The sequence below is a fragment of the Pseudomonas reactans genome (assembly GCF_013385825.1).
GTDB classification, from domain to species: Bacteria; Pseudomonadota; Gammaproteobacteria; order Pseudomonadales; family Pseudomonadaceae; genus Aquipseudomonas; species Aquipseudomonas reactans.
This window is the reverse complement of the sequence record NZ_JACAPG010000002.1, coordinates 593,706-617,835: the sequence shown is the minus strand read 5'-3', so window position 1 is coordinate 617,835 and position 24,130 is coordinate 593,706. Positions and strand designations below refer to the sequence as shown.

Below are 24,130 nucleotides of genomic sequence, written 5' to 3'. Positions count from 1 at the left end.
TGATGGGCGGCTAAGCTGTATGCTCTTATTCATTTGGGGTTTTATATGGCTCGCCGTCCTAGAGTTATACTGCCGGATATCCCGTTGCACATTATTCAGCGGAAACAACCGGTCTGCGTGTTTTTATTCAGACGAAGACTATATTTTTTACATTGATAAATTAGACCTGCTTGATGAGTTTGAAAAACGCCTTGAATGATGTGCTTCATCATATTTTTGAAGGGCAAAAAGAGTTGGCCGTATTTGTTGTAAGTGGAAAATATTATTATGTTGTTGATGATAAAGAAAATTATTGCATCGATGTGGGGATGGAGTACAAGGCCTATATAGATTCGGGTGACATGGATGCGGATCTTTATGATGAGGCAGTCGCTAATTTCAGAAGTGGCATCCCTGTGCTGGATGTCAATACCTTTTCTCAGTATCTAGATGCTGGAAGTGTGATTGACTTTTCTGTTGAGGACATGCGGGGCTTTTTTCGTTTTGGCTATTCCCCGGAATATCTTTTTGAGATTTATCGGCATGTCGAAGCTATTGTGTCTAATGACGCGGAGGGGCGGCTGGATGAACTTGACAAGTTGAGAATGATGCTTCCGAAATTCTTTATTGATCTTGATAATAAGGTGCTGCGCCATACTGATTGGGATAGAGTTCATGAGGATTATGCTCCTTTAGGTTGGGATGCAAAGGCATCCAGTGATTTTGATAAGTTAATCCCAGCTGAGAATAAATACTGGGTGGTCAATGATATGAATTTCTGGATTCTCTACTCATAAAGTTTTGATGAAGTAAGGGGCGGCGAAACAAGGGGCGGATTTATTTAGAGTGTAAAGGGGCGGGTTTATTAATTTTAAATAAATCTATCCCTTATTCTGCGTATTCAGGAAGGAAAGAGACGGTAATGAGAAGAAATGAACCTTGGTGGCCCGCTGTATATCTTCCTTGCGCCGGTGCGTTCGGCCTATCGTTCATGTGTGTGTGTTTTCAGGTTGCCGGGTATTGGTTGAGTGGTGGCGAGGACGTTGCGTTGCTTATAAAAGAGAATGTGCCGCTTTATCTAAAAATGGCTGGGGCTGGCTTTATTCTGGGGTTTGTTCTGTGGTTTTTTAATATGCGTTGATTTTCTTTAATCAGCGGGGCTGAGTTTTTAATAGTCAGCGGTGCTAAATCACCGCGCCTCGTCCTGGGGCGACATTGGTAAAGACACCTAAGGGGCGTCTCAGGCAAACTCCGCGACAAAATTCCTTCAGGCCAGTGCTCTGCCACTGGCTGTTACCCATTCAAGGATGATCAATGAAATCCGCAAAATTCTCGCTCCTGGCGTTCCTCATGTCCTGCCTGGTGGCCGGCTGGGGCCTGGTGTATGTCGGCCGTATCAAGTGGGGTATCGGGGTCGCCGTATTGCTGTACGGCGGTTTCGCGTTGCTGGGGGCGCTGGGTCTGGTCGCTACCCCCATTGGGCTGTATGGGCTATTCGCCTTCTTGATCACCGTCAAGCTGGGCTCAGCCATCCTGTCCGCCGTGCTGGCGCGTCGCTACAACGGACCGCCCAATGTGCCACGCAAGCGTTTCCACGTTCTTTACGTCGGGGTGATGGTGATTGCGGTACTGATGCTCGATGTATTGCGGGTGCCCGTGCTGGGGTTCAAGAATTACTACATCCCATCCGGATCGATGGTGCCGACGCTGTCCATTGGCGACTACATCCTGACGGACCTGCGGGCCGGTCCGCCCAGGGTGGGGGATATCGTGGTGTACCGCTGGAATGGCACTGAAGCGGTCAAGCGCGTGGCCGGTGTTGCCGGGGATACGTTAGCCCTGGTGAACGGTGAACTGATCCACAACGGCGAAAACCTCGGGTTGTTTCACGCACCGGCCGACCGCGTAAAAGGGCCTGAATCCCTTGAAATGGCACCGGTCACGGTCGAGCCAGGGCACCTCTTTTTGCTGGGCGACAACCGCTGGAGCAGCAACGACAGCCGCTTCATGGGCCAGGTCGCTGTTAAGGACGTGGTGGGCAAGGTGACGGGCATCTGGTTCTCAAATGAGCGGGCGCGTATCGGGACGACGTTCCCATGAGCCTTTCGAGTGGGGCGTGTCGGGTTGTGCAGTGGCTGTGCCTGCTGGTGATGTGCTGCAGCGCCAGCGCATTCATGGTGGCCTGGCTCTATCTCGATCGCAGTTCGTCGATGCTGGGCGTGGCGGCCGGCGCCTTTGTGTGGTGCGGCATTGGCCTGTTGTTCGCGTTTGTGTTTGAGCGGTCTCGCACTGCCGCAGCCACGCTCCGGTTTATGTTGACTCGGACAGTGGCGCTGCTGATGCTTGCGGCGGGTGCGGCCTATCTGGTTGGCCTGCTGTGGGTCGAGCCGGAACGCGATTTTATGGAGTCTCAGTTAAAAGGGGCATCGTGCGGCAAGTACACGGGTGTGATTGAAAAAGGGTGGGAGCAAATTTGCGCTGATTCAAAGCAGCCGCAAACGCCTTGAAGCTGGCTGGGCTTGGATAGGCAGTCGGTTTGGCCCTTTTGATTTTTCAATGTTCATTGAGCGTTTTTGATGATAAATCGATATGCAGGAAAGCCCTTTCTCCGTCTTCTTGAATGCTACGTCCTGTCGGCCATTGGTGCGCTGTCCGACCAGCAACGCGCCGATTTGACGGCACTCGAACCCAAGTTGCACGAGCTGTATGGGACGCAGGGCAGTTGGTCTGATGTCGTCGCCTCTCAGATGGATTTTCCGCCCTCGTTGGAGGAAAAAATCAGAGATGTGTGGCGCACAAATTCGGAAAAATTCGCCCAGGCCGGTGTGCCAATAATCGCCGAAGACTTTGCCAGAAACTTTGTAGATACCAATTTTCCCTCTTGAAGCTGGAGCAACACCGCATGGACGTAAGCAACACCGCTAAACGCCCGACCATTCTGGCCAGCATCGGCCACCGCCTGGCCGACATGTTCGCCAAGACCATCGTGATCCAGACCGGCAACCTGACGAGCGTGCGCGGCCTGGCGGATATTTATGACAACGGCAGGGGGTAAGCACGTCATGAACGATTCAGTATCGGCTGCACAAACCTGGGACCTCGCCAGCCCGTTCAGACGGTTGCTCGGTTATTTCATTGATATGGCCGTTGTGTTTTTCCTGCTGTTTTTGCTGCGCAATCTGGACTACGCGTATCTCTATTTGCACTCGGTGGCAGGTCCGAAGTTGTTTGAAGGCTTGCGCTATGTGCTGTTGTTTTCAGCCTTCGGGTACTTTTTGTTTTGCGATGCGTTACCCAACGGCCAGAGCCTGGGTAAACGGGTGTGCCGCACTGCAGTGGTGGGTTACCCGTATCCTACGAACTGCACGCTGTTCCAGTCGTTTCTGCGCAATGTGCCGAAGCTGTTGTTCAGTGTTCTGGACGGGCTTTTTGCACTGTTCGGTTTGCGCCGTCGCTTGGGCGATATGTTGGCCAAGACGATTGTGATCAACACGTGAGCAGGGCGGGGAGGGTGCAGCCGTGGCCGGTTAGTAGAATGAGGCTGATTGGCGAACCTTTTTATTTATTATGTAAAGGCCAATAGCCACTATTGTTTTTGTTTCCCTGACAAAGCCTTAGGAGATTTCGCCAGAGGCTTGCACGCAAGCGCCAGTAAAACGGCGCTGCCAGGGCGTCAAAACAACTTGAGAACGGCTTTCAACTCCGTAAAATGCCGCGATTGTTTAAAGCACGATACTTTTCAGGGACGAATTCATACATGCGTGTGTTTGCCATATTTCTCGCGGCCTGCCTCATGGCGGGCTGTGCCTCCAAGCCGGATTACTACATCTCCCCGGCGCCGGTGACCATTCCCAAGACTGCGACCTACTGGCTCGACACCTTCGACGTAGAGGTGGTGGGCAAGAACGAACGCTTCCTGCCGGATGACAAAGTGCGCCAGCAACTCGGTGTCGATCTGGTCGACCGCCTGCTCAAGTCCAAGCGCTACGCCAGCAGCAAGGACAAGGCCGATTACCTGCTGGATGTGAACGTTATCTATACCCGGCGCATACAAGACACCCAAGGCGGTTTCATGACGGCCATCGTCGATGACAAGACCATCCTCGCCAGTGTCGACTTCAACTATCAAGTCAAGATCAAGAAAGCCGGCGCCGAGGTGCTGCATTTCTCTCAGGCTCGCCAAGGGCTGATGCCTGGCGGGTACAAGGGCGACTGGCAGAACATGAAAACGATGGCCGGGGTGCTGACCAACTCTGGCAACTCCAGCGTCGAGACCTTTTACACCGGTTTGTTGAGCCGATTCATCGTTGACGACCTGCGCGGCATTCCGTCCCGCTAGCGTTAGCTGCAGCACCCGATTTCCCACTTAGGAGCACCCTGTGAAAACACTGTCCAAAATCCTGCTGTCCGGCCTCACCGCCGCAGCGCTGTTGACCGTGGCCGGTTGCGCTACGGAGAGCAACCGCGCCATGCCGGTGGAACAAGTCGCCAGCGCCAACGTCGCCTATTCCGGCGTACGGGTACCGATTGCCGTGGGCAAGTTCGACAACCGTTCCAGCTACATGCGCGGAATCTTCTCCGACGGCGTTGACCGTCTTGGCGGCCAGGCCAAGACCATCCTGATCACCCACCTGCAGCAGACCAACCGCTTCAGCGTGCTGGACCGCGACAACATGGGCGAGATCTCCCAGGAAGCCGCGATCAAAGGCACCGTGCAGAAGCTCAAGGGCGCTGACTATGTGGTGACGGGCGACGTGACCGAGTTCGGCCGCAAAGAAACCGGCGACCGCCAGCTGTTCGGCATCCTCGGCCGTGGCAAGACCCAAGTGGCCTACGCCAAAGTCGCGTTGAATATCGTCAACATCAGCACCTCCGAAGTGGTGTATTCCACCCAGGGCGCCGGTGAGTACGCGCTGTCCAACCGTGAAGTGATCGGCTTCGGCGGCACCGCCAGCTACGACTCCACCCTCAACGGCAAGGTCCTCGACCTGGCCATGCGTGAAGCCATCAACCGCCTTGTCGACGGCATCAACGCCGGCGCCTGGAACCCACGCAACTGATCAGCAGCACCTCAAGGAGCAGTACAAGGATGAGCAAGGCAGTCAAGTTGGCGCTGGTGCTGACAGCAGTGGCGACGGTCGCGGGGTGCCAGACGGCGCCCCAACCCCTGTATCAGTGGGAAAGCTACCAGCCGCAGGTTTACGAGTACTTCAAGGGCGAGCCCAAGGAGGCGCAGGTCGAGGCGCTGGAGCGGGATCTGCAAAAGATCAACGCCAGTGGCCGCAAGGCCCCGCCGGGTTACCACGCCCACCTGGGCATGCTGTACCTGAGCATGGGCAAGGATGACCAGATGGTGCAGGAATTCCGCACCGAGAAGGCGCTGTTCCCTGAGTCCGCCTCGTACATGGACTTTTTGCTGAAAAACGCCAAGACCGGAGTCGCAACCAAATGAGCCTGTTGAAACTCACTGGCGCCTTGCTGGCCCTGGCCTTGCTCGGCGGTTGCGCAGCCCCCAAGACCATCGATTACACGGCCTATAAACAGGCACGACCGAAGTCGATCCTGGTCCTGCCGCCGATCAATGAATCGCCCGAAGTGCAAGCGTCCTACAGCATGGTCTCGCAAGTGACCTACCCGTTGGCCGAAGCCGGTTACTACGTGTTGCCGATTGCCCTGGTGGACGAAACCTTCCGCCAGAACGGGCTGACCACCGCCAATGATATCCAGGCGGTGCCACCGGCCAAGCTGCATGACATCTTTGGTGCGGATTCGGCGCTGTACATCACCGTGACCAATTACGGCACCAAGTACATGCTGATCTCCAGCGACACCTCCGTGACGGCCTCGGCCAAACTGGTCGACCTGCGCACCGGCACCACCCTGTGGACCGGCTCGGCGCATGCGTCCAGCGAGGAAGGCAACAACAACGGCGGCGGTATCGTCGGCATGCTGATTACGGCGGCGGTCAAGCAAGTGATCAACAGCTCCACCGACGCGGCGCACCCGATTGCCGGTATCACCAGTGCGCGCCTGCTGTCGCCGGGTCAGCGTGCGGGGATCCTGTACGGTCCGCGTAACCCGAAATACGGCACTGACTGATTGAGCGGTTCGGCGGGGCAGGTGTTTGTGTCCCGCCGAACGGTTTAACCCGAACAGCCGGCACCTTGCGTCTGACCTTGTGAACGGATCATTCATTCACGAGGTTCAGCCCATGTCCCGTCCTCTGCTCTTCCTGCGTCCTGCTGCCCAGGGCTTTGCCGTTACCTTGCTGGTGACGCTGGCCGGTTGTGGGCTGTCCTCTTCCCACGATGTGGCCAAGCCTGACGAAGCGGCGCCGGTCTCCGAGCTGCACAGCGCTCCAGTGCAAGGCGCGTTAGCTAAACGCATGCCCATGCCCGCACCCATGAGCGCCAGAATGGTGATGCAGGAGTCCGCGGCGATGGACTACCGCAGCGAACCCCGCGAACAGTACGAAAACCTGCCGGACAACCCGGTGCATCGCGTGGCTGAAACACCGGTTTCAACCTTCAGTGTGGACGTCGACACCGGCAGCTACGCCAACGTAAGACGCTTCCTCAATCAAGGTAGCCTGCCGCCCGAAGGCGCTGTGCGTCTGGAGGAAATGGTCAACTATTTCCCCTACCACTACGCACTGCCCACCGACGGTTCGCCCTTTGGCGTAACCACCGAAGTGGCCGCCACACCGTGGAACGCGCGCACCCAGTTGCTGCGCATCGGCATCAAGGCCTCCGACCGCGCTGTGGCGCAACTGGCGCCGGCCAACCTGGTGTTCCTGGTGGACGTGTCCGGCTCCATGGACCGTCGCGAAGGCTTGCCCCTGGTGAAAAGTACGCTGAAATTGCTGGTGGACCAGTTACGCGATCAAGACCGTGTTTCTTTGGTGGTCTACGCCGGGGAATCCCGTGTAGTGCTCAAGCCTACTTCGGGTCGTGACAAAGAGAAGATCCGCAACGCCATTGATCAACTCACTGCCGGCGGTTCAACGGCGGGTGCGTCCGGCATCGAACTGGCCTACCAGATGGCCCGCGAAGGCTTTATCGACAAAGGCATCAACCGCATCCTGCTAGCGACCGACGGTGACTTCAACGTGGGCATCAGCGACTTCGACAGCCTCAAGCAAATGGCGGTAGAGCAGCGCAAAAGTGGCGTTTCCCTGACCACCCTCGGCTTTGGTGTGGATAACTACAACGAACACCTGATGGAACAACTGGCCGACGCCGGTGACGGCAACTACGCCTACATCGACAACTTGCGCGAAGCGCGCAAAGTACTGGTCGACCAACTCAGTTCGACCCTGGCGATCGTAGCCCGGGATGTGAAATTGCAGGTGGAATTCAACCCGGCACGCGTCAGCGAATATCGCCTGCTGGGCTATGAAAACCGCGCCTTGAAGCGTGAGGATTTCAACAACGATAAGGTCGACGCGGGTGAGATCGGTGCAGGGCATACGGTAACCGCGCTGTACGAAATTGTGCCGAAGGGCGAGAAGGGTTGGTTGGAACCTTTGCGTTACGCGGGTGTGCGGGCCGCCGAGGATAAATCCGCAGAGCTGGCGATGCTGCGTGTGCGCTACAAGCCGGCGGCGGGTGGCGACAGCCAGTTGATCGAGCGGCCCATCAGCACAGTGTCGAGCAAGGCCAGCGATGACCTGCGCTTCGCGGCAGCCGTGGCGGCCTTCGCCCAACAGCTCAAGGGCGATGGCCGCTACACTGGCAGCATGCGCCTGCAGGACACTGCCGCATTGGCCCGCTCGGCCCGCGGCGACGACCCGTTCGGGTTGCGCAATGAGTTTGTGCAACTGGTGGAATTGGCGCAGAGCCTCAAACCTGCGACCGAATCCCCCCTGTAGGAGCGAGCTTGCTCGCGAAAAACTTAACAGCAACGCGGTAAACCAGGCCTGACCCAATAAGGAGTTCGCCACCTACATGCCCGTTCCAGATGACCTACCCAGCGACGAATCACTGCTGGCCCGCTACCGAACCGGCGACAGCGCCGCGTTCGAAGCCCTGTACGCCCGGCACCGCCAGGGCCTGTACCGATTCCTCGTGTCCTTGAGCAACAAGGCCGAACTGGCCGAGGAAATCTACCAGGAGACCTGGCTCAGCCTGATCCGCAGCGCCACCCAGCCACAAGGGCGGGCGAGTTTTCGCACATGGCTGTTCCAGATCGCCCGCAATCGCCTGATCGATTACTGGCGCAAGCACGGCATTCACAACCCGCTGCACGACAGCTACGACGAGCAGCTGCACGCCCAGGTCGATGACAGCGCCGGCCCCGAGCAGCAGCTGAGCCTGAGTCGTGACCAGGCGCGGCTCGACGCTGCGCTGCAAGACCTGCCCGAGGACCAGCGCGAAGTCTTCCTGCTGCGCTTGCACGGTGACCTCGAAGTCCCGCAAATCGCCGCCCTCACCGGCACCCCGCTGGAAACCGTCAAAAGCCGCCTGCGTTACGCCCAGCAGAAACTGCGCCGCCTGCTGGCCGAGGAGATACCCGCATGACCGACTCCCGACACACCCCGGACCCCGACGACATGCTGCTCCAGCACATGCGTCAACACAGCACCGGCGAGCCGCCCGCGTCCCTCGACGCCTTCATCCTCAACGCCGCCCGCCGCGAAGCCCCGGCACCACAGCCGAACCTGTGGCAACGCTGGCTGCACGCCTGCCAACGGCCACGATGGCAGATGGCATTCGCCACGGTTGCAGGCTTGGCGCTGATGATCGGCGTGGTGATGCGCTCGCCTGTGCCGCAGCCCGAAATCTCCACGGCGACCTTCTCTGCGCTGCATGAGCAAGCCGCCCCTGCCGCTGCGCCACCGATGTCCGCGCCGGCGCCCGTGGCCCGACTGGCCATCGCGCCTAAGGCCGAAAGTGCGCAAGTCATGGGCTCGATGGCGGATGAGTCGAGCGCCAAGCTGAGCAAGCGCGCGCCGGTGGCGTTGCTTTCCTTGGAGGAGGGGTTGCAGGAGATTGTGAGGCTGCGTGAGGCTGGGGAAACCAAGGCGGCGGATGAAAAGCTGTTGGCGTTGCACAAGCGCTTCCCCGGTGAAGATTTGCCGGCGCGACTGGAGTCCATGCAAAAGTAGCCTGGAGGTGTACTGCTGCAGGTTGACGAGAGATCGGCAGCCTTTATAATCCCTCGCAACACGGCCCCTGTCGGTTAATGCGCTTCGGCGTTGAGACTGCTCAGGGGTTTTTTATTGCCGGCTTTTGCAATTACCAGTCGCGTAACTGCCAATTGCGGTCGACGCCCATGCCTTCCAGATTCAACTCAAGATGGTGCAGGTCTGGAAAGTCATGTTCCAACAATGTTCTCAGTCGACTTCCCCAGCTCGAAGATGGATTGATAACTCGCATCAGGTGTTGGGTGATGCACAGCAACATAAATGGTCGAGCGCGTCGGTGCACATCATCGTGAAACGCTGATAACGAAGGCGCTTGCTCAGCGGGCGGCAGTTTTGGCTGGTCAACGATGTTGCGGTTCCACAAGCGACTGTGATGAGCGCATACATTCCGCAAATAGTTCAGGCTGCGTAACCAACTGGCGAAGACTCGTCCATTGCTGATGCCGTATGCCATGGAAATAGTGTCCTGATCCCGTTCGGCCATGCCTGAGTAGAGGGTCGACAATGTGCCAAAGTCCCATACCTCACATGCCACCCAGACCGCCAACGGTAAACCGTATTTTTCTTTGTTGTGACGGATGAAGTCTTCGTTCGAGCGGTTGATCAATGCTGCGTGTTTGCTGACCCACCCATGATGTTTGGTTAAGCCAGTCTTTCCATCCAGCTGGATAGAGAAGCTGTCATGGAATAGTTGGGGTTTCAGGTAGGCAAATTTATCGTGCCCGCCCAAGGTGTGAGAAATATCTACTCGGAGTGCTATTTCTATACGTTCCAGCGCATCCAGAGTTAACAGACGGAGCTTCTTATCGAAGACATACAGATCAATCGCATTCTGAAAGGTGGTACCGGGCTTGAATGTATCGAGGGGGAGTCGTGTAGGCTTCGTCTTAGAGGGTTTTTGATTCTTGTGTTGTAGAAACGGACAACAGAGCTCTGTGCGTTCTCGAAAGGCAAACCAGTAGCCGCTGAGACGGTAGTAACCAATACGCTCCAGATATTCCAGGGCTTTAGGTGGGTCAGTAACGACCATGCCACGCGCGATGACCCTATCAAGCTGTTCCTGATAGCTCTGCCAAGGCTTTGGATAACCCTGCATCATTGATAGATCATCCTGGCTGCTGCGTGGCAGTCTTTTGTTGTATTCCAGTTGAAGCTCAGCGTGCGAACCGCGTCATTCTGCGGTTCTTTGTGCTTCTGGCGGCGAGCAATGTACCGTGATGGAGTCGCCCACGCTTATGCCGGAAGCATTCAGAGACAAAGACATCCAGATCCCAAGATGCAAAAAAGCCCCAGGCCTTTCGACCTGGGGCTTTCTCATCATATCTGGTGCACCCGGCGGGATTCGAACCCACGACCCCTGCCTTCGGAGGGCAGTACTCTATCCAGCTGAGCTACGGATGCTTGTGCGGGCGACATCATACCCATGTCGACCTTGGGCGTCCATGCTGGTCTTTGGGCGTTTATACGTAGGAATTGGCCCCGCAGAGGCCCTGCGCCGGGTGCCGGTGATCGATGCGCTGGAACCGGGCTGAAACACGCTGATCAGAAAGTTTCGGCAAATGCGCCGTTTTCGTTCTTTTTTTCGAACAGACTATTGCCCTATACCCCCATTGATCCTAGGATTCGTTTGAGATTTCAAACGCTCTGTCTCCCGCGCGCGCTTCCACTTCTCTGCGTGCTGGGGCTGATTTCCCTGACGGCAGCCCACAAGGCGCCTTTCAACAACTCTAATTCGCTCCGCGTGCGCGCGGTGCTGTTAAGGAAAGCCGACATGCAGCTTAAAGATGCCCAGTTGTTCCGCCAGCAAGCCTTTATCGATGGCGCTTGGGTCGATGCGGACAACGGTCAAACGATCAAGGTCAATAACCCTGCCACGGGCGAAATTCTCGGCACCGTGCCAAAGATGGGCGCCGCCGAAACCCGCCGCGCCATCGAAGCCGCCGACAAGGCGCTGCCAGCCTGGCGTGCACTGACCGCCAAAGAGCGCGCCAACAAGCTTCGCCGCTGGTTCGAACTGTTGATCGAAAACCAGGACGACCTCGGCCGCCTGATGACCCTCGAGCAAGGCAAACCACTGGCCGAAGCCAAGGGCGAAATTGTCTATGCCGCCTCCTTTATCGAGTGGTTTGCCGAAGAAGCCAAGCGCATCTACGGCGACGTGATTCCTGGGCACCAGCCTGACAAGCGCCTGATCGTGATCAAGCAGCCGATCGGCGTGACCGCTGCGATCACCCCGTGGAACTTCCCGGCCGCGATGATCACCCGTAAAGCCGGCCCGGCCCTGGCCGCCGGTTGCACCATGGTGATCAAGCCGGCTTCGCAAACCCCGTTTTCGGCCCTGGCCCTGGTTGAGCTGGCGCACCGCGCCGGTATTCCAAAAGGCGTGCTGAGTGTGGTCACCGGCAGCGCCGGCGACATCGGCGGCGAGCTGACCAGCAACCCGATCGTGCGTAAATTGTCCTTCACCGGCTCGACCGAAATCGGTCGCCAACTGATGGCCGAGTGCGCCAAGGACATCAAGAAAGTTTCCCTGGAGCTGGGCGGCAACGCGCCGTTCATCGTGTTCGACGACGCGGACCTGGATAAGGCCGTCGAAGGCGCGATCATCTCCAAGTACCGCAACAACGGCCAGACCTGCGTCTGCGCCAACCGCCTGTACATCCAGGACTCGGTCTACGACGCGTTCGCGGAAAAACTCAAAGTGGCCGTGACCAAATTGAAGATCGGCAACGGTCTGGAAGACGGCACCACCACTGGCCCGCTGATCGACGAAAAAGCCGTGGCCAAGGTCCAGGAACACATTGCTGATGCTCTGAGCAAAGGCGCCAAGCTGTTGGCCGGTGGCAAGGTGATGGAAGGCAACTTCTTCGAGCCGACTATCCTGGTCGACGTGCCGAAGGACGCTGCCGTGGCGAAGGAAGAAACCTTCGGCCCGCTGGCACCGCTGTTCCGTTTCAAGGACGAAGCCGAAGTGATCGCGATGTCCAACGACACCGAGTTCGGCCTGGCTTCCTACTTCTACGCTCGCGACCTGGGCCGTGTGTTCCGTGTGGCCGAAGCCCTGGAGTACGGCATGGTAGGCGTCAACACCGGGTTGATCTCCAACGAAGTGGCGCCGTTTGGCGGCATCAAGGCCTCGGGCCTGGGCCGTGAAGGCTCCAAGTACGGGATCGAGGATTACCTGGAAATCAAATACCTCTGCCTGGGCATCTAAGCCGGGAAGGGATCGCAGCAAACGCAGAGGGCACGAGAGCGCTGACCCTTTGCGTGTTTCACCCCGTAATTCGTAGTGGCCGGGAAAGCTGCGGCAGTCGATCATCGCATGCTGCCGTAGTTGCCTCCCCGCCACGTATTCCTTGGACCACGCCACCCGATGAGTGGCGAATGAGGACTTTATGAGCAAGACCAACGCATCCCTGATGAAACGCCGCGAAGCCGCTGTCCCCCGCGGTGTTGGCCAGATTCACCCGATCTTCGCCGAATCCGCGAAGAACGCCACCGTGACCGACGTTGAAGGTCGCGAGTTCATCGACTTCGCCGGCGGTATCGCCGTGCTGAACACCGGCCACGTGCACCCGAAAATCATCGCGGCCGTGACCGAGCAACTGAACAAGCTGACGCACACCTGCTTCCAGGTACTGGCCTACGAGCCTTACGTGGAACTGTGCGAAAAAATCAACGCCAAGGTCCCAGGTGATTTCGCCAAGAAAACCCTGCTGGTCACTACCGGTTCCGAAGCCGTCGAAAACGCCGTGAAAATCGCCCGCGCCGCCACGGGCCGTGCCGGTGTGATCGCCTTCACCGGCGCCTACCACGGTCGCACCATGATGACCCTGGGTCTCACGGGTAAAGTCGTGCCTTACTCGGCCGGCATGGGCCTGATGCCAGGCGGCGTGTTCCGCGCGCTGTTCCCGAACGAACTGCACGGTGTGAGCGACGACGACGCCATCGCCAGCATCGAACGCATCTTCAAGAACGATGCCGAGCCGCGTGATATCGCTGCCATCATCATCGAGCCGGTGCAGGGCGAAGGCGGTTTCTACGTCGCGCCAAAGTCCTTCATGAAGCGCCTGCGTGAACTGTGCGACAAGCACGGCATCCTGTTGATTGCCGACGAAGTACAGACTGGTGCCGGCCGTACGGGCACCTTCTTCGCGATGGAACAGATGGGCGTTGCTGCCGACCTGACTACCTTCGCCAAGTCCATCGCCGGCGGCTTCCCGCTGGCCGGCGTGTGCGGCAAGGCCGAGTACATGGACGCCATCGCGCCCGGCGGCCTGGGCGGCACCTACGCCGGTAGCCCGATCGCCTGCGCCGCGGCCCTGGCCGTGATGGAAGTGTTCGAAGAAGAGCACCTGCTGGACCGCTGCAAGGCTGTCGGCGAGCGTCTGGTGACCGGTCTGAAAGCCATTCAGGCCAAGTACCCGGTGATCGGCGAAGTGCGTGCTCTGGGCGCAATGATCGCGGTCGAGCTGTTCGAAGGTGGCGACAGCCACAAGCCAAACGCCGCAGCGGTTGCCGCCGTGGTGGCCAAGGCGCGTGACAAGGGCCTGATCCTGCTGAGCTGCGGCACCTACGGCAACGTGTTGCGCGTACTGGTCCCGCTGACTTCGCCGGACGAGCAGTTGGACAAAGGCCTGGCGATCATCGAAGAGTGCTTCTCCGAGCTGTAAGCGGATGCTGACCTGATCGACAGAAAAAACCCGCTTCGGCGGGTTTTTTTATGCCCATTGCCGCACATTCAGGCCGTGTTCATTGTACGTAGGCGTCTGCATTGTCTAAGGTGCAAGCATTGCCGATGGAGCGTGCTGGATGACTGCTGTTGATTTACCCGCTGTACCCCGTGTGCTGATTGCCGAGGCGGATCCCTGGTCGCGGGACCTGCTCAAGCAAGTGTTGTTGAATGTGCGCTGCGACGCACGGCTGGATGTGTGTGCGGACGGGCAGCAAGCAGCGACGTTGCTGCGAGAAAAAGCCTACGACCTGATCCTGGCCGATTGGGAGCTTCCGGGCGTCGATGGTCTGAGCCTGCTGCGCAGCGTGCGCCAGAAGCGCCGCTCGCCCGCGTTGCCGTTCATTCTGCTGAGCAGTCGCAACGACAGCGCCAGCGTGCGTGAAGCCTTGCCCCTGGCGCCGACGGCGTACCTGACCAAACCCTTGAATATGGAAGGCCTGACCCAGCGCCTGCAAGACCTGCTGCTCAACGAAGGTGAAACGGTGTACTGCGAGATTCCACCGCTGTCACCGGGCATGACCTTGCCGGTGTTCCTTGAGCGCCGCCGCGAAGCGTCCGATGGCGCGCCGTTGCGAGTCGATGTGAAAGCCGCCGTGCAACACAGTCTCGGCCCCGATGGCTTGGACCTCAAGCGCCTGGAAGACCAGGTACGCACGGACCCGCAAATCACCGCTGTGCTTATTGCGGCCGCGAACAGCGCCGGCCATCACGGCACTCCCGTTCAATCCTTGCCAGCGGCGTTGCAAAAGCTGGTGCCGGGGCAAAGCATGAACCTGATCCTCGGCCTGGCGCTCAAGCACAACGTGGTGCTGGACGACCCGGCCCTGTTGGCCTATGCCGAGCGCCACTGGCAATTGTCCCAGGACACCGCCGACTACGCTCGGCGGTTGGCACGCATGTTGGAGCTGGACCACGAACGCTGTTACAGCGCCGGTATCCTCCACCGGCTTGGTGACCTGGCGCTGTTGCGCTGCCTGGAAGACTGGCGCCAGGGCGGCGGTGCGCTGGATGACGAAGCGATTGGTGAGTCTCTCTACACCTTCGGCGCCGCCTATGGTTCGGCACTGCGCGCGCGTTGGCGTTTGCCGCTGGAACTGCGCCAACTGATTGCGGCGACCTACTCCCTGGAAGGCGGGGTGTATGGCCGGGATGCGTTGGTGGTAAACCTGGCCGCGCAGATGGCGCGCTTGACTGAGCATGAAGGGTTGGAAGAGCTGGCCCGGGGCAAGACTGCGCGATTGCTTAAGGTCGGCTTGTCGGAACTGATGCGGGTACGCAAGGCCTGAAGTCCACACCGATCACCCCGTAGGAGCTGGCTTGCCAGCGATGGCGGTGTATCAGCCTCCACCGCTATCGCTGGCAAGCCAGCTCCTACAGGGGTTCGGTGTTATCCCGCGATGACGCGGTTTTTCCCCTGGCGCTTGGCCTCGTACATAGCGGCATCGGCGCGGGCGAACAGGCTGTCCAGTGTCGAGTCTTGCTCCGTGAGGCTGGCCAGTCCCTGACTGATAGTCACGCTGAAAACCTGGCCTTCATAGCTGAAACTCAGTTCCTGAATTTCCCTGCCCAGCCGCTCCGCCACTTGCAAGGCCATCTCCGGCGCGCAGCCAGGCAGGACGGCGGCGAACTCTTCGCCGCCAATGCGTCCGAACAGATCGCCACGGCGTAATACCCCGCGGCCGCTCTCGGCGATACGTCGCAACACCTGATCACCTTCCAGGTGGCCATAGCTGTCGTTGACGTCCTTGAAGTCATCGATGTCCAGCAGCAGGAAGGCCAGCGACGCACCTTGGGCACAGGCCGTATCGAAGGCCTGGTTGGCGCATTCGAAGAAGTGCCGGCGATTGCTGCTCTGGGTCAGCACGTCGGTGGTAGCCAGGCGGTGCAGCTCCAGCTCCATTTGTTTCTTTTCAGTGATGTCTTCGGCCATGCCCACCACGATCAACGGTTCGCCGGGTTCGACCTGCTGGTTGATGTAGCACTTGTCACTCAGCCAGCGGATCTGCCCGTCGGCGGTGATGATGCGGTATTCGCGGTCTTCCACGGCGCCTTGTTCCAGCACGCGGGCCAGGCTGTGTTCGGCGTAGTCGAGGTCTTCGGGGTGAATACTGTTGCGCCATTCCCGATGGTCGGCCAGCAGCAGTCCGGCGGAACGGCCGAAAACGCGTTCATAGGCCGGGCTCACGTACAGCACACGGCGAGTTTCCCAATCGATGGCCCACAGCACCGCGTTCACGCTCACCAGCATCGAACTCAGCAGTTGCTCGCGCTCGCTCAACCGCTCGACTTCACCCTGGGCATGCACCAGCGCCAACAGGGTCGCGGCGGCAGCCGGACGCGGATGTTCAGCGGTGGGAGGATCGGGCAAGTATGGATTTTCGTGAACCATCGGCACAACTCTCTCTGGGCGCGCCGCAGGTTGGAGCAGCGGTCGCTACAAGGGGCCACCATGATGGCGAAGTGTTCATTGAGAGAGGGTAATTACGGTGAAGTTCCGTCAACAGGACCGATTGCCGGTGCCCGGTAAATGACGCCAAAAAGCTGATAGGTGGGAGAGCAAGCCCTCCCACCGCACCATCAGGCTGCCGCAGGACGCAGTGAATAAGTCTTCAATTGGTGAGCGAAATCCCGCAGGGACTGGATACCGCTGGCCTCGGCTTCATGCACCCATTCCTTGATGGCCGCCAGCATATCGTGGCCATTGGAGCTGGTCTTGAGCCAGATCTGCTGCAGCGCCAAACGCTTCTCGTAAATCACTTTCAGCGCCTGGCTGTGTTCCAGCATGCTCTGGATACGCAGATGGTGGCGGTCATCCAGCAAGCTGGTTTCCCGCGACAGCAGACGCTTGGCGCGGTGGAACTGGTGCCGCACCGAGTGATCGACTTTTTCCAGCTCCTGCTTGACCAGCGGACCGATTACCAACTTGCGGTACTGGGCCATGATCTGGAACCGGTTATTGAGGATCGCCATGGCGGTGTCCATGTCCAGATGGCCCTTGCCTTCCACGCGGTGGGCGATGGGCGCGACGCGTTGCACCTTGGCCAGGCGCAGGAAGCTGAAGACTTTGATCCATGCCCAGCCCATGTCGAATTCCCACTTCTTCACCGACAGCTTGGCGGAGTTGGGGTAGGTGTGATGGTTGTTATGCAGCTCTTCGCCACCGACGATGATGCCCCACGGCACCAGGTTGGTCGCCGCGTCACGGCATTCGAAGTTGCGATAACCCACGGCATGCCCCAGGCCGTTGATCACGCCGGCAGCCCAGAACGGGATCCACATCATCTGGATCGCCCAGATGGTGATGCCGATGGTGCCGAACAGCAGCAGGTCGATCACGCCCATGATCGCTACGCCCAGCAGCGGGTAGGGGGTGTAGATGTTGCGTTCGACCCAGTCTTCCGGGCAGTTCTTGCCGTAGATGCGCAGGGTCTCGGGGTTTTCGGCCTCGGCACGGTACAACTCGGCGCCTTTGCGCATCACGGTGGACAGGCCCTTGATGACCGGGCTGTGCGGGTCGTCGACGGTTTCGCACTTGGCGTGGTGCTTGCGGTGGATGGCGGTCCACTCGCGGGTGTTCTGCGCCGTGGTCAACCACAGCCAGAAGCGGAAAAAGTGTTTCAGACCGGCATTGAGCTCCAGGGAGCGATGGGCCGAATAGCGATGCAGATAGACTGTGACCGCAACGATGGTCACGTGGGTCATCAACAGAGTGACCGCCACCAGTTGCCAGGCTGACAGGTCAAGAAAACCGTTGTACCACATAGGCTGTATGGCCCTCAGATAAAGAAAAGAACAGCTCACGCATTATCACTAAGCCTACAGAGAAAACCAGCCGCCCTTTCAGATAGGAGTGACTGGATGTTTCTTATTCTATAATCCGCAGCCTTTGTAGGGCGATTCTGTTTTTTTGGTAAGGATTACTGACCATATGCTGTTTTCATACCGAGGTGCCCTGCGTGCGGGGCTGGTATACCTGCTGGTTTCCGTTCTGTGGATCGGCGTCACTCAGCGCGTATTGATCGAGTTTCTCGATAACCCGAGTGAGCTGAACCACTGGCTGCAGGTGTGCGGCTATGTGTGGGTGGCGCTTAGCGCCCTGTTGATTTATCTGATCTGCGCCCGATTTGCCCGTACCCATCAACGGCAACAGCCGCTGAAAGAAAACCGTGAACGCCTGCGCCAAGCCGCTGCCGTGTTCGATTGCACCCGCGAAGGGGTGTTGGTGACTGACGCACAGGGGCTGATCGTGCACGTCAACCGGGCTTTCATGGAGATCACCGGCTACAGCCGCGAAGACGTCATGGGCCGCCCGCCCAGCCTGTTCAAGTCCGGGCGCCATTCGTCGAATTTCTATCAACAGATGTTCCAGAGCCTGGAGCGCACCGGCGAGTGGAGTGGTGAAATCTGGAACCGCCGCAAAAGCGGTGAAATTTATCCACAGTGGCAAACCATTCGCGTGATTCACGATGACCAAGGCCAGGTCAGCCATTACGTCGCGGTGTTTTCCGACATCAGCGCCATCAAGGACTCCGAGCACGAACTGGCCCACCTCGCGCACCACGACCCGTTGACCGACCTGCCCAACCGCCTCCTGTTCACCGACCGCGCCGAGCAGGCGCTGGCCTCGGCACAAATCCACAAGCGTGGTTGTGCCTTGCTGCTGCTGGACCTGGACCACTTCAAGATCATCAACGACAGCCTGGGCCATAACGTCGGTGACCAGTTGCTCAAGTTGGTGGGCGAACGGCTCAAGGCGCTGTTTGGCCCTGGCGTGACCCTGGCCCGACTGGGGGGAGATGAGTTCGCGGTGCTGGCGGAAAGTTGTCCACAGGTGGCCCAGGCGGCGGGCCTGGCGCAGCGCATGCTGGACGCGATGAAACAGCCCTTTATCTTCGACGGCCACCAGCTGTTTATCAGCGCCAGTATCGGGATCAGCCTATTCCCCAACGATGCCCTGAGCGCCGAGCAGTTGCTGCGTAACGCCGACTCCGCACTGTTCAAGGCCAAGAGCGCCGGCCGTGAAGGCTACGCCTTGTATACCGAGGAGCTGACCGCACATGCGCAGAATCGCGTGGAAGTTGCCAGCGAACTGCGCCGCGCCCTCGAACAGCAGGAACTCTGCGTCTATTACCAACCCGTGCACGACCTGCACAACAGCCGTCTGATCGGCGTCGAAGCGCTGGTGCGCTGGCAGCACCCGGAACGCGGCCTGGTGCCGCCAGGGGAATTTATTCCGATCGCCGAGCGCACCGGGTTGATTGCTGAAATCGATGCCTGGGTGATGGACCAGGCGTGTCGGCAGATGTGCCAATGGCTGGCTGATGGCGCCCCGCTGAGTTTTATCGCCATCAATGTGTCCAGCCGCCTGTTTGCAAGGCGTGAGCTGTATGAACAGGTCGCCCAGGTGCTGCATGACACGGGCCTGGATCCGGCCTTCCTGGAGCTGGAGGTCACCGAGAGCGCGGTGATGGAAGACCCGGAGGTCGCGTTGGAGCAGATGCACCGTCTCCGTGAGTTGGGGCTGCGCCTGGCCATCGATGATTTTGGTACGGGTTATTCGTCGCTGTTGCGCCTCAAGCGGCTGCCGGTGCAGAAGCTCAAGATCGACCAGGGCTTCGTCGCTGGTTTGCCCTGTGATGAAGATGACGCGGCCATCGTGCGCGTGGTGATCGCCCTTGCTAAAAGCATGGGCATGCAAGTGCATGCCGAGGGCATCGAGCAGATTGAACAGGCGCGGTTTTTGTTGGATCACGATTGCGATATGGGGCAGGGGTATTGGTTTGGCAGGCCGGTGCCGGCGCAGGAAATTGATTGGTCACGAGCCCCCGTTATCCGCTAACCGCAGTGCAAAACCTGTAGGAGCCGGCTTGCCGGCGATGAGGCCCGAACGACCTGCGCACGCTTCAAGTTCTATCGCCGGCAAGCCGGCTCCTACGGGACTGTGTGGTTATTTTGAAAGGGGTTTGACGCGAAACCCGCACGCAACCCCACGTTCCACCAGAAAATTCTTTCTGGTTATATAAACATTCTTAAATAGTATTTTTAAGAATATCTGCGCTTATCTACTATCGCTCTCACGCCGCAAGCAGTGCCGCCACTGCGAGGCACTATTCATTTCAGGAGCGAGACCATGAGCGCATCTCTACGTAGCGTCGACGGCCAGGACGAAGCAACCATTTTGCGTGAGATCCAGAGCGCCTTGCGCGATCTGCGGTTTGGCGCGGTGGAAATCACTGTGCACAACGCGCAAGTGGTACAGATCGAACGCAAAGAAAAATTCCGTTTGCAAAACCCGGGTAACAAACCGAGCTAAGCAGTAACGGCGATAGACCCGCACTTAATAAGAAAAAGCCAACACCCCAGAATTTTCAGGAGCTTCTATGTCGTCGATTCGCCGTTATGCCCTGGCCGCCCTGGCCAGCGCCGTGTTTGCAGGTTCCGCCGTTGCCAAGGACTACGAGTTGCTCAACGTCTCGTACGACCCGACCCGTGAGCTGTACCAGGACTACAACGCTGAGTTCACCAACTTCTGGAAACAGTCCCACCCCGGCGACAACGTCAAGATCCAGCAATCCCACGGGGGTTCGGGTAAACAAGGCCGTGCGGTGATCGACGGCCTGCGCGCCGACGTGGTCACCCTGGCCCTGGCCGGTGACATCGACGAAATCGCCAAGCTGGGCAAGACCCTGCCGGAAAACTGGCAGACCCGCCTGCCGGACGCCAGCACTCCGTACACCTCGACCATCGTGTTCCTGGTGCGCAAGGGCAACCCTAAAGGCATCAAGGATTGGGGCGACCTGATCAAGAAAGACGTGTCCGTGATCACCCCGAACCCGAAAACCTCCGGCGGCGCCCGCTGGAACTTCCTCGCCGCCTGGGCCTACGGCCTGAAAACCGGTGGCAGCGAAGCCAAGGCCCAGGAATACGTGAAAGAACTGTTCAAGCACGTGCCTGTGCTGGACACCGGCGCTCGCGGTTCGACCATCACCTTCGTCAACAACGGTCAGGGTGACGTGTTGTTGGCCTGGGAAAACGAAGCGTTCCTGGCGTTGAAGGAAGACGGCGGCGCTGACAAGTTCGATATCGTCGTGCCTTCCCTGTCGATCCTCGCGGAGCCGCCAGTGGCCGTGGTCGACAAGAACGCCGAGAAAAAGGGCAACACCGAAATCGCCACTGAATACCTGAAACACCTGTACAGCCCGGCTGGCCAGGAGATTGCGGCGAAGAACTTCTACCGCCCACGCGATGCAAAAGTCGCCGCCAAATACGCCCAGCAGTTCCCGAAACTGGACCTGGTGACTATCGACAAAGACTTCGGCGGCTGGAAAACTGCCCAACCGAAATTCTTTAACGACGGTGGCGTGTTCGACCAGATTTACACCGCGCAGTAACGCCAACCCCACTGTAGGAGCGAGCTTGCTCGCGAAAAACTTCAAGACACCGCGTGCATCCAGACAGCTCGCGTTATCGTTGACGATCTTCGCGGGCAAGCCCGCTCCTACAGAGGGTCAGGAAAGCCCGCATTCGTTTGCGGGTTTTGCATGTCTGTTCCGCTAACCAAGGACTCTTATGTCGCGTCGTATCTCCCCCGTCATACCCGGCTTCGGGCTGACGCTGGGCTACACCGTGGTGTACCTCAGCCTGATCGTACTCATCCCCCTCGCGGCGATGTTTGTACACGCCGCTCAACTCACCTGGGATCAGTTCTGGAACATCATCTCCGCACCACGCGTGCTGGCGGCGTTGCAACTGAGCTTCAGCACCGCGCTGTACGCCGCGTTGATCAACGGCGTGATCGGTACGCTGCTGGCCTGGGTGCTGGTGCGCTACACCTTCCCCGGCCGCAAGGTCATCGATGCGATGATCGACCTGCCATTCGCCTTGCCCACCGCTGTCGCCGGTATCGCGCTGACCGCGCTGTACACGCCTAACGGCCTGGTTGGCCAGTTCGCCGCCGACCTGGGCTTCAAGATCGCCTACACCCCGTTGGGTATCACCCTGGCGCTGACCTTTGTCACGCTGCCGTTCGTGGTGCGCACGGTGCAGCCGGTATTGGCCGATATCCCCCGGGAAGTCGAAGAAGCTGCCGCCTGCCTGGGCGCCAAGCCGTTGCAGGTGTTCCGTCACATCCTGGTGCCCGCGTTGCTGCCCGCCTGGTTGACCGGTTTCGCCCTGGCGTTTGCCCGTGGTGTCGGTGAGTACGGCTCGGTGATCTTCATCGCCGGCAACATGCCGATGAAAACCGAGATCCTGCCGCTGCTGATCATGGTCAAGCTCGACCAATACGACTACCGCGGCGCCACGTCCATCGGCGTATTGATGCTGGTGGTTTCCTTTGTCCTGCTGCTGCTGATCAACTTGCTGCAGCGGCGCATCGAACGTCCATAAGGAGGCGCGGAACATGTCCCAATCGTCTATTTCCGCCGCGTCCTCGGCCAACGCTGCCCGTCGTGGCAGCGCGGCATCGCGACGTATCCTGATCGGCCTTGGCTGGCTGGTGTTTGCGCTGTTTCTGTTGTTGCCGCTGTTTATCGTGGTGACCCAGGGCTTGAAGAACGGCCTCGGCGCGTTCTTCACCGCGATTCTCGAGCCCGACGCCCTGTCGGCGTTGAAACTCACGGTAATCGCCGTGGTGATTTCGGTGCCGCTCAACCTGGTGTTCGGCGTCAGCGCCGCGTGGTGCGTGAGCAAGTACTCGTTCCGTGGCAAAAGCATCCTGGTCACGCTGATCGACTTGCCGTTCTCGGTGTCGCCGGTCATCGCCGGCCTGGTCTATGTGCTGATGTTCGGCGCCCAGGGCTTCTTCGGCCCGTGGCTGCAGGACCATGACATCCAGATCGTGTTCGCCTTGCCCGGCATCGTGCTGGCGACCATCTTCGTCACCGTGCCCTTCGTGGCCCGTGAGCTGATCCCGCTGATGCAGGAGCAGGGCACTCAGGAAGAAGAGGCTGCGCGTCTGCTCGGTGCCAACGGCTGGCAGATGTTCTGGCACGTGACCGTGCCGAACATCAAATGGGGTCTGATCTACGGCGTGGTGCTGTGTACCGCACGGGCCATGGGTGAGTTCGGCGCGGTGTCGGTGGTGTCCGGCCACATTCGCGGCGTAACCAACACCTTGCCGCTGCACGTCGAGATCCTCTACAACGAATACAACCATGTCGCCGCGTTTGCCGTCGCGAGCCTGCTGCTGATCCTGGCGCTCTTCATCCTGCTGCTCAAGCAGTGGAGCGAGAACCGTATTAACCGCCTGCGCGCCGGTGCGGCTGAGGAATAAGTCATGTCGATCGAAGTCCGTAATGTCAGCAAGAACTTCAACGCCTTCAAGGCCCTGAACAGCATCAACCTGGACATCCAGAGTGGCGAGCTGGTGGCGTTGCTTGGCCCGTCCGGCTGCGGCAAGACCACCTTGCTGCGCATCATCGCCGGCCTGGAAACCCCGGATGACGGCAGCATCGTGTTTCACGGTGAAGACGTCTCCGGCCACGACGTGCGTGATCGCAATGTCGGCTTTGTATTCCAGCACTACGCGCTGTTCCGCCACATGACCGTGTTCGACAACGTGGCGTTCGGCCTGCGCATGAAACCGAAGAACCAGCGCCCGAACGAAAGCCAGATCGCGGTCAAGGTGCATGAGCTGTTGAACATGGTGCAGCTGGATTGGTTGTCGGATCGCTACCCGGAGCAGTTGTCCGGTGGTCAGCGCCAGCGTATCGCCCTGGCCCGCGCCCTGGCGGTCGAACCCAAAGTGCTGCTGCTGGACGAACCCTTCGGCGCCCTCGACGCCAAGGTGCGTAAAGAGCTGCGTCGCTGGCTGGCGCGCCTGCACGAAGACATCAACCTGACGTCGGTGTTCGTGACCCACGACCAGGAAGAGGCGATGGAAGTCGCCGACCGCATCGTGGTGATGAACAAGGGCGTGATCGAGCAGATCGGTTCACCGGGTGAGGTCTACGAAAACCCGGCGAGCGACTTCGTCTATCACTTCCTCGGTGATTCGAACCGCCTGCACCTGGGCGAAGACAAACACGTGCTGTTCCGCCCGCACGAAGTGTCGCTGTCGCGACATGAGCTGGAAGACCATCACGCGGCTGAAGTGCGTGATATTCGCCCGCTGGGCGCGACCACGCGTGTGACCTTGAAGGTCGAAGGCCAGAGCGAATTGATCGAAGCCGAAGTGGTGAAAGACCATGACAGCCTGACCAACTTGGCACGCGGCGAGACGCTGTTCTTCAAACCCAAGGTCTGGCAAAAAGCCTAAGAACGCTGATCCC

General features: G+C 59.1%; 25 protein-coding genes and 1 tRNA gene. 22 read left to right on the top strand and 4 right to left on the bottom strand.

Going from position 1 to position 24,130, the window contains the following annotated elements; all coding sequences use genetic code 11:
• The first annotated feature begins 173 nt into the window (after nt 1–173).
• The 13 genes from HX868_RS02930 to HX868_RS02870 all read left to right on the top strand — a co-directional run bounded on the left by HX868_RS02930 (nt 174) and on the right by HX868_RS02870 (nt 9,085).
• Nucleotides 174–776, top strand: a complete 603-nt coding sequence (locus tag HX868_RS02930) for a hypothetical protein (RefSeq protein WP_177001847.1) — start codon at nt 174–176, stop codon at nt 774–776.
• Nucleotides 777–1,293: 517 nt separating this feature from the next.
• Nucleotides 1,294–2,079, top strand: a complete 786-nt coding sequence (gene lepB / locus HX868_RS02925) for a signal peptidase I (RefSeq protein ID WP_177001846.1) — start codon at nt 1,294–1,296, stop codon at nt 2,077–2,079.
• On the top strand, nt 2,076–2,486 hold the full coding sequence (locus HX868_RS02920; protein WP_218168473.1) for a hypothetical protein: 411 nt from the start codon (nt 2,076–2,078) through the stop codon (nt 2,484–2,486). The genes lepB and HX868_RS02920 overlap by 4 nt, the downstream gene beginning before the upstream one ends.
• Nucleotides 2,487–2,555: 69 nt before the next feature.
• Nucleotides 2,556–2,864, top strand: coding sequence for a hypothetical protein (locus HX868_RS02915; RefSeq protein WP_177001845.1), 309 nt, complete (start codon nt 2,556–2,558; stop codon nt 2,862–2,864).
• Between the two features lie 17 nt (nt 2,865–2,881).
• Entirely contained in the window at nt 2,882–3,034 is a 153-nt protein-coding gene (locus HX868_RS02910) for a hypothetical protein (protein WP_177001844.1), read from the top strand.
• 7 nt (nt 3,035–3,041) lie between these two features.
• Nucleotides 3,042–3,476, top strand: coding sequence for an RDD family protein (locus HX868_RS02905; RefSeq protein WP_177001843.1), 435 nt, complete (start codon nt 3,042–3,044; stop codon nt 3,474–3,476).
• 260 nt (nt 3,477–3,736) lie between these two features.
• On the top strand, nt 3,737–4,318 hold the full coding sequence (locus tag HX868_RS02900; RefSeq protein WP_177001842.1) for a hypothetical protein: 582 nt from the start codon (nt 3,737–3,739) through the stop codon (nt 4,316–4,318).
• Nucleotides 4,319–4,358: 40 nt separating this feature from the next.
• Nucleotides 4,359–5,039, top strand: a complete 681-nt coding sequence (locus tag HX868_RS02895) for a CsgG/HfaB family protein (RefSeq protein WP_010214228.1) — start codon at nt 4,359–4,361, stop codon at nt 5,037–5,039.
• A gap of 29 nt (nt 5,040–5,068) precedes the next feature.
• Nucleotides 5,069–5,431 carry a DUF4810 domain-containing protein gene (locus tag HX868_RS02890; protein WP_016976662.1) on the top strand — a complete coding sequence of 121 codons (363 nt, stop codon included), beginning with the start codon at nt 5,069–5,071 and terminating at the stop codon, nt 5,429–5,431.
• A complete protein-coding gene (locus HX868_RS02885; RefSeq protein WP_016976661.1) occupies nt 5,428–6,078 on the top strand; it encodes a DUF799 domain-containing protein in 651 nt (216 codons plus the stop codon). Before HX868_RS02890 ends, HX868_RS02885 begins: the two co-directional genes overlap by 4 nt.
• 112 nt (nt 6,079–6,190) lie before the next feature.
• The gene (locus tag HX868_RS02880) at nt 6,191–7,849 is read left to right on the top strand and encodes a vWA domain-containing protein (protein WP_177001841.1); all 1,659 of its coding nucleotides are present in this window, start codon (nt 6,191–6,193) and stop codon (nt 7,847–7,849) included.
• Between the two features lie 76 nt (nt 7,850–7,925).
• Nucleotides 7,926–8,498 (top strand): RNA polymerase sigma factor, encoded by a 573-nt coding sequence (locus tag HX868_RS02875; protein WP_177001840.1) that lies wholly within the window; start codon nt 7,926–7,928, stop codon nt 8,496–8,498.
• On the top strand, nt 8,495–9,085 hold the full coding sequence (locus tag HX868_RS02870) for a hypothetical protein (protein WP_177001839.1): 591 nt from the start codon (nt 8,495–8,497) through the stop codon (nt 9,083–9,085). The genes HX868_RS02875 and HX868_RS02870 overlap by 4 nt, the downstream gene beginning before the upstream one ends.
• A gap of 130 nt (nt 9,086–9,215) precedes the next feature.
• Here the strand turns inward: HX868_RS02870 and HX868_RS02865 are convergent, their stop codons facing one another.
• Both HX868_RS02865 and HX868_RS02860 read right to left on the bottom strand, forming a co-directional pair.
• Nucleotides 9,216–10,223, bottom strand: a complete 1,008-nt coding sequence (locus tag HX868_RS02865; protein ID WP_177001838.1) for an Abi family protein — start codon at nt 10,221–10,223, stop codon at nt 9,216–9,218.
• A 225-nt stretch (nt 10,224–10,448) separates the two neighbouring features.
• Nucleotides 10,449–10,525: transfer RNA gene (locus HX868_RS02860), tRNA-Arg, on the bottom strand.
• 370 nt (nt 10,526–10,895) lie between these two features.
• Here HX868_RS02860 and gabD point away from each other — a divergent pair.
• The 3 genes from gabD (at nt 10,896) to HX868_RS02845 (ending at nt 15,145) form a co-directional block, all read left to right on the top strand.
• Nucleotides 10,896–12,338 (top strand): NADP-dependent succinate-semialdehyde dehydrogenase, encoded by a 1,443-nt coding sequence (gabD, locus tag HX868_RS02855; protein WP_016976657.1) that lies wholly within the window; start codon nt 10,896–10,898, stop codon nt 12,336–12,338.
• Nucleotides 12,339–12,519: 181 nt separating this feature from the next.
• A complete protein-coding gene (gene gabT, locus HX868_RS02850) occupies nt 12,520–13,797 on the top strand; it encodes a 4-aminobutyrate--2-oxoglutarate transaminase (protein ID WP_028615250.1) in 1,278 nt (425 codons plus the stop codon).
• A gap of 139 nt (nt 13,798–13,936) precedes the next feature.
• Nucleotides 13,937–15,145 carry an HDOD domain-containing protein gene (locus tag HX868_RS02845; RefSeq protein ID WP_177001837.1) on the top strand — a complete coding sequence of 403 codons (1,209 nt, stop codon included), beginning with the start codon at nt 13,937–13,939 and terminating at the stop codon, nt 15,143–15,145.
• A 101-nt stretch (nt 15,146–15,246) separates the two neighbouring features.
• Here the strand turns inward: HX868_RS02845 and HX868_RS02840 are convergent, their stop codons facing one another.
• Both HX868_RS02840 and desA read right to left on the bottom strand, forming a co-directional pair.
• Nucleotides 15,247–16,248 carry a sensor domain-containing diguanylate cyclase gene (locus tag HX868_RS02840; RefSeq protein WP_177001836.1) on the bottom strand — a complete coding sequence of 334 codons (1,002 nt, stop codon included), beginning with the start codon at nt 16,246–16,248 and terminating at the stop codon, nt 15,247–15,249.
• 188 nt (nt 16,249–16,436) lie between these two features.
• Nucleotides 16,437–17,621: a delta-9 fatty acid desaturase DesA gene (gene desA, locus HX868_RS02835; protein ID WP_177001835.1), complete on the bottom strand. Its 1,185-nt coding sequence runs from the start codon at nt 17,619–17,621 to the stop codon at nt 16,437–16,439.
• Nucleotides 17,622–17,787: 166 nt separating this feature from the next.
• On the opposite strand from desA, the gene dibA reads away from it, so the two are divergent.
• The 6 genes from dibA to HX868_RS02805 all read left to right on the top strand — a co-directional run bounded on the left by dibA (nt 17,788) and on the right by HX868_RS02805 (nt 24,117).
• The gene (dibA, locus tag HX868_RS02830; protein WP_177001834.1) at nt 17,788–19,698 is read left to right on the top strand and encodes a phosphodiesterase DibA; all 1,911 of its coding nucleotides are present in this window, start codon (nt 17,788–17,790) and stop codon (nt 19,696–19,698) included.
• A gap of 291 nt (nt 19,699–19,989) precedes the next feature.
• Nucleotides 19,990–20,172 (top strand): sulfur starvation response protein OscA, encoded by a 183-nt coding sequence (gene oscA, locus HX868_RS02825; RefSeq protein ID WP_007941032.1) that lies wholly within the window; start codon nt 19,990–19,992, stop codon nt 20,170–20,172.
• A 67-nt stretch (nt 20,173–20,239) separates the two neighbouring features.
• Nucleotides 20,240–21,250, top strand: a complete 1,011-nt coding sequence (locus tag HX868_RS02820; RefSeq protein ID WP_028615255.1) for a sulfate ABC transporter substrate-binding protein — start codon at nt 20,240–20,242, stop codon at nt 21,248–21,250.
• Between the two features lie 178 nt (nt 21,251–21,428).
• A complete protein-coding gene (gene cysT, locus HX868_RS02815) occupies nt 21,429–22,247 on the top strand; it encodes a sulfate ABC transporter permease subunit CysT (RefSeq protein WP_016975029.1) in 819 nt (272 codons plus the stop codon).
• 13 nt (nt 22,248–22,260) lie between these two features.
• Complete coding sequence (gene cysW / locus HX868_RS02810) at nt 22,261–23,133, top strand: sulfate ABC transporter permease subunit CysW (RefSeq protein WP_010214166.1); 873 nt, start codon at nt 22,261–22,263, stop codon at nt 23,131–23,133.
• 3 nt (nt 23,134–23,136) lie between these two features.
• On the top strand, nt 23,137–24,117 hold the full coding sequence (locus tag HX868_RS02805) for a sulfate/molybdate ABC transporter ATP-binding protein (RefSeq protein ID WP_122730257.1): 981 nt from the start codon (nt 23,137–23,139) through the stop codon (nt 24,115–24,117).
• The last annotated feature ends 13 nt before the right edge of the window (nt 24,118–24,130 follow it).

Excerpts from the sequence above, each read along its gene's own strand:
- HX868_RS02930 (WP_177001847.1), top strand. The coding sequence starts at position 174 with ATGAGTTTGAAAAACGCCTTGAATGATGTGCTTCATCATATTTTTGAA.
- oscA (WP_007941032.1), top strand. The coding sequence starts at position 19,990 with ATGAGCGCATCTCTACGTAGCGTCGACGGCCAGGACGAAGCAACCATT.
- gabT (WP_028615250.1), top strand. The coding sequence starts at position 12,520 with ATGAGCAAGACCAACGCATCCCTGATGAAACGCCGCGAAGCCGCTGTC.
- gabD (WP_016976657.1), top strand. The coding sequence starts at position 10,896 with ATGCAGCTTAAAGATGCCCAGTTGTTCCGCCAGCAAGCCTTTATCGAT.
- cysW (WP_010214166.1), top strand. The coding sequence starts at position 22,261 with ATGTCCCAATCGTCTATTTCCGCCGCGTCCTCGGCCAACGCTGCCCGT.
- HX868_RS02840 (WP_177001836.1), bottom strand. The coding sequence starts at position 16,248 with ATGGTTCACGAAAATCCATACTTGCCCGATCCTCCCACCGCTGAACAT.
- HX868_RS02910 (WP_177001844.1), top strand. The coding sequence starts at position 2,882 with ATGGACGTAAGCAACACCGCTAAACGCCCGACCATTCTGGCCAGCATC.
- HX868_RS02845 (WP_177001837.1), top strand. The coding sequence starts at position 13,937 with ATGACTGCTGTTGATTTACCCGCTGTACCCCGTGTGCTGATTGCCGAG.
- desA (WP_177001835.1), bottom strand. The coding sequence starts at position 17,621 with ATGTGGTACAACGGTTTTCTTGACCTGTCAGCCTGGCAACTGGTGGCG.
- lepB (WP_177001846.1), top strand. The coding sequence starts at position 1,294 with ATGAAATCCGCAAAATTCTCGCTCCTGGCGTTCCTCATGTCCTGCCTG.
- HX868_RS02890 (WP_016976662.1), top strand. The coding sequence starts at position 5,069 with ATGAGCAAGGCAGTCAAGTTGGCGCTGGTGCTGACAGCAGTGGCGACG.
- HX868_RS02875 (WP_177001840.1), top strand. The coding sequence starts at position 7,926 with ATGCCCGTTCCAGATGACCTACCCAGCGACGAATCACTGCTGGCCCGC.
- HX868_RS02820 (WP_028615255.1), top strand. The coding sequence starts at position 20,240 with ATGTCGTCGATTCGCCGTTATGCCCTGGCCGCCCTGGCCAGCGCCGTG.
- dibA (WP_177001834.1), top strand. The coding sequence starts at position 17,788 with ATGCTGTTTTCATACCGAGGTGCCCTGCGTGCGGGGCTGGTATACCTG.
- HX868_RS02915 (WP_177001845.1), top strand. The coding sequence starts at position 2,556 with ATGATAAATCGATATGCAGGAAAGCCCTTTCTCCGTCTTCTTGAATGC.
- HX868_RS02920 (WP_218168473.1), top strand. The coding sequence starts at position 2,076 with ATGAGCCTTTCGAGTGGGGCGTGTCGGGTTGTGCAGTGGCTGTGCCTG.
- HX868_RS02870 (WP_177001839.1), top strand. The coding sequence starts at position 8,495 with ATGACCGACTCCCGACACACCCCGGACCCCGACGACATGCTGCTCCAG.
- HX868_RS02900 (WP_177001842.1), top strand. The coding sequence starts at position 3,737 with ATGCGTGTGTTTGCCATATTTCTCGCGGCCTGCCTCATGGCGGGCTGT.
- HX868_RS02865 (WP_177001838.1), bottom strand. The coding sequence starts at position 10,223 with ATGATGCAGGGTTATCCAAAGCCTTGGCAGAGCTATCAGGAACAGCTT.
- HX868_RS02880 (WP_177001841.1), top strand. The coding sequence starts at position 6,191 with ATGTCCCGTCCTCTGCTCTTCCTGCGTCCTGCTGCCCAGGGCTTTGCC.
- HX868_RS02905 (WP_177001843.1), top strand. The coding sequence starts at position 3,042 with ATGAACGATTCAGTATCGGCTGCACAAACCTGGGACCTCGCCAGCCCG.
- HX868_RS02805 (WP_122730257.1), top strand. The coding sequence starts at position 23,137 with ATGTCGATCGAAGTCCGTAATGTCAGCAAGAACTTCAACGCCTTCAAG.
- cysT (WP_016975029.1), top strand. The coding sequence starts at position 21,429 with ATGTCGCGTCGTATCTCCCCCGTCATACCCGGCTTCGGGCTGACGCTG.
- HX868_RS02885 (WP_016976661.1), top strand. The coding sequence starts at position 5,428 with ATGAGCCTGTTGAAACTCACTGGCGCCTTGCTGGCCCTGGCCTTGCTC.